This window comes from Streptomyces sp. NPDC054841, assembly GCF_053611045.1.
The window spans coordinates 1-3,352 of record NZ_JBSGZO010000695.1; the positions used below are offsets into that span (position 1 = coordinate 1).

At 69.1% G+C, this 3,352-nt stretch carries 2 protein-coding genes; both read left to right on the top strand.

Annotated elements, in window-relative coordinates:
• Positions 1-16 precede the first annotated feature (16 nt).
• Complete coding sequence (gene kdpB / locus ACWGI8_RS41865) at positions 17-2,170, top strand: potassium-transporting ATPase subunit KdpB (protein ID WP_453668701.1); 2,154 nt, start codon at positions 17-19, stop codon at positions 2,168-2,170.
• Positions 2,171-2,455: 285 nt separating this feature from the next.
• On the top strand, positions 2,456-3,265 hold the full coding sequence (locus tag ACWGI8_RS41870; protein WP_453668700.1) for an SDR family NAD(P)-dependent oxidoreductase: 810 nt from the start codon (positions 2,456-2,458) through the stop codon (positions 3,263-3,265).
• Positions 3,266-3,352 lie beyond the last annotated feature (87 nt).

The following is a 3,352-nucleotide window of genomic DNA, read 5'->3' on the forward strand; positions in this document are numbered from 1 at the left end:
GTCAGAAGGTCTTCCGATGCATCCCGCCGCGCCCCAGCAGGCACCCACGATCCCAAGGACTCCCCCGCCGGCCCCCGGCAACCGGCCGCCCCGGCGGCGCCCCCGCCAGGCCGGACTCCTCGATCCCAGACAGGTCCTGCGGTGCCTGCCCGAAGCACTGCGCAAGCTGCATCCGCGGACCCTGATCAGGAATCCGGTGCTGTTCGTCGTCGCGATCGGATCGGCACTGACCACGCTCTCCGCACTGGTCCACCCTTCCGTCTTCACCTGGGTGATCAGCGCCTGGCTCTGGCTGACGGTGATCTTCGCGAACCTCGCGGAGGCAGTGGCGGAGGGCCGCGGCAAGGCGCAGGCCGCGTCACTGCGCAAGGCGCGCACGGACACCGTCGCACTGCGGCTGCGCCACTGGCGGTACGGCACCGACGTCGACCGGGTACAGACGGAGGCCGTCGCCGCGACCGATCTGCAGCTGTTCGACTTCGTGCTCGTCGAGGCGGGTGAGCTGATCCCCGCGGACGGCGATGTCGTCGACGGCATCGCCGCGGTCGACGAGTCCGCGGTCACCGGTGAATCCGCCCCGGTCATCAGGGAGTCGGGCGGCGACAGGTCCGGAGTGACGGGCGGCACGACCGTGCTGTCCGACCGGATCGTCGTCCGCGTCACCTCCCGGCCCGGCCACTCGTTCCTGGACCGGATGATCGCGCTGGTCGAGGGCGCGTCCCGGCAGAAGACCCCGAACGAGATCGCGCTCAACATCCTGCTCGCGGCCCTGACCATCGTCTTCGTCCTGGTCGTGGTCGCACTTCAGCCGATGGCCGGTCACGCGGACGCCGCCCAGTCGACGACCGTGCTGGTCGCCCTCCTCGTCACACTCATCCCGACGACGATCGGCGCGCTGTTGTCCGCGATCGGCATCGCGGGGATGGACCGGCTCGTGCAGCGCAATGTGCTCGCCATGTCCGGCCGGGCGGTCGAGGCGGCGGGCGACGTCAACACCCTGCTCCTCGACAAGACCGGCACCATCACCCTGGGCAACCGCGAGGCGGCCGACTTCGTCCCCATGCCGGGCGTGGACCAGATGATCCTGGTCGACGCCGCCCAGCTCTCCTCACTCGCCGACGAGACGCCCGAGGGCCGTTCGGTCGTCGTGCTCGCGAAGAAGAAGTACGGGCTGCGGGCCCCGGCCGAAGGGGAGCTGTCCCAGGCACGGTTCGTGGAGTTCAGCGCCCAGACCCGGATGAGCGGCATCGATCTGAGCTGGGACAACGGAGCCGCCTGCCACATCCGCAAGGGAGCCGCGGCGCAGGTCATCGACTGGGTGGAGATGCACGGCGGGGTCGTACCGAGCGAGGCACCCACCTGGTCCGACGCCATCGCTGCCGGCGGTGGCACGCCGCTGCTCGTGGCGGTGAACGACTGGGACGGTCCCCGAGTGCTCGGGATCATCCATCTCAAGGACGTCGTCAAGGAGGGGATCCGCGAACGCTTCGCGGAACTGCGCCGCATGGGCATCCGTACGGTGATGATCACGGGCGACAATCCGCTGACCGCTCGCGCGATCGCGGCCGAGGCGGGGGTGGACGACTACCTGGCCGAGGCGACTCCCGAGGACAAGCTCGCCCTGATCAAGCGGGAGCAGGAGGGCGGGAAGCTGGTCGCCATGACGGGCGACGGGACGAACGACGCGCCGGCGCTGGCTCAGGCGGATGTGGGCGTGGCGATGAACACCGGTACCTCGGCCGCCAAGGAGGCCGGGAACATGGTCGACCTCGACTCCAACCCGACCAAGCTCATCGAGATCGTCCGGATCGGCAAGCAGCTCCTGATCACGCGCGGCGCCCTGACGACCTTCTCGATCACGAACGACGTCGCCAAGTACTTCGCCATCATCCCGGCCATGTTCGCGGGCGCCTACCCGGGCTTGGAGTCGCTGAACATCATGGGCCTGCACAGCCCGACCTCGGCGATCACCTCCGCGATCATCTTCAACGCCCTGATCATCGTGGCACTCATCCCGCTGGCCCTGCGCGGGGTCCGCTACACCCCGTCCTCCGCGCACGACCTGCTCCGGCGCAACCTCGCCCTCTACGGGCTGGGCGGTCTGGTCCTGCCCTTCGTCGGGATCAAACTGATCGATCTGCTGATTTCCACCATCCCGGGCCTCGGCTGACGATGCCTCACGTCAGGGGGCCGTCAGGGAACAGTGTTGAGCTTGTACGGGCAGACACCATCGGGTTCGATGAGTGTTGTGAACAGCGAGTGGCTCCTTCTCGACCGGCCGCCGAATACGGCACTGCCCCGTCGTGCGCCCCGCTGCCCGGAAATGCTCGGCTTCTGCTGACGCGTATTCCGTAGCCCTCAGGGCGCCGTGACGGGTCCGGCGCCCCTTTCTCATCTCCGCACGCCTCTTCGCCCTTCTCCGGAGACGAGGCGTGCCCGCACCCATGGAAGACCCATGCCTGAATCTGACCTTTCGTCCCACACTGTCCTGGTGACCGGAGCCACCTCCGGCATCGGGTACGAGACCGCGCGGCTCCTCGCCGAGCGCGGCGCCACCGTCCTCGTGCACGGCCGTACTGCCGAGGAGGGACGGGCCGCGGTCGACGCGCTCATCGCCACCGCCGGAATCGACGCCAACCGCCTGTGCACGTACGCCGCGGACTTCTCGCGCCTCGAAGAGGTCGAGGCGATGGCCGCCCGGGTCGTCGCGGAACACCCGCACCTGGACGTGCTCGTCAACAACGCCGCCATCGCCGCGCCCGAGCGTCACACCATCACCGAAGACGGCAACGAAATCGCCTTCCAGGTCAACTTCCTGGCCCACTACCTGCTGACCAACCTCCTCGAAGAGGCCCTGACCAGCGACCCGGGCGGCCGGGTCATCAACGTCTCGTCCTCTCTGCACCGCACCGGATCGATCCAGTGGAGCGACCCGAACCGCGCCCGCCGTTACTCGCGGCTGGCCGCCTACGCCCAGTCGCAGCTGGCGCTCACCGTCTTCGCCGCCGACCCGCGCGTGGCCGCCGTTTCCGTCCACCCCGGCATCTGCGAAACCGGTCTGCTCCCGCTCTACGGCCACCAGGGCGCCTCCCCCGCCGACGGCGCCGCCCACATCGTGCGGCTCTGCGACCCGGCCACCGAGATCGTCAACGGCGCCTACTACGAACGCAGCGAGCGCGTCGACCCGGCGCCGGGCGCGACCGACGACCGCATGGTCAAGCGCCTCAACAAGCTCGCCGACGTCCTCGTCCGTCACAACGCCTGAAGGGATACACGACCTCGATGTCCAAGCGCGCACGCAAGAAGAAGGCCCGCCGCAAGAAGAAGGCCAACCACGGCCGCAAGGCCGGCC

Bases quoted from the DNA above. Each gene is read 5' to 3' on its own strand.
- kdpB (WP_453668701.1), top strand. From the start codon at position 17: ATGCATCCCGCCGCGCCCCAGCAGGCACCCACGATCCCAAGGACTCCC.
- ACWGI8_RS41870 (WP_453668700.1), top strand. From the start codon at position 2,456: ATGCCTGAATCTGACCTTTCGTCCCACACTGTCCTGGTGACCGGAGCC.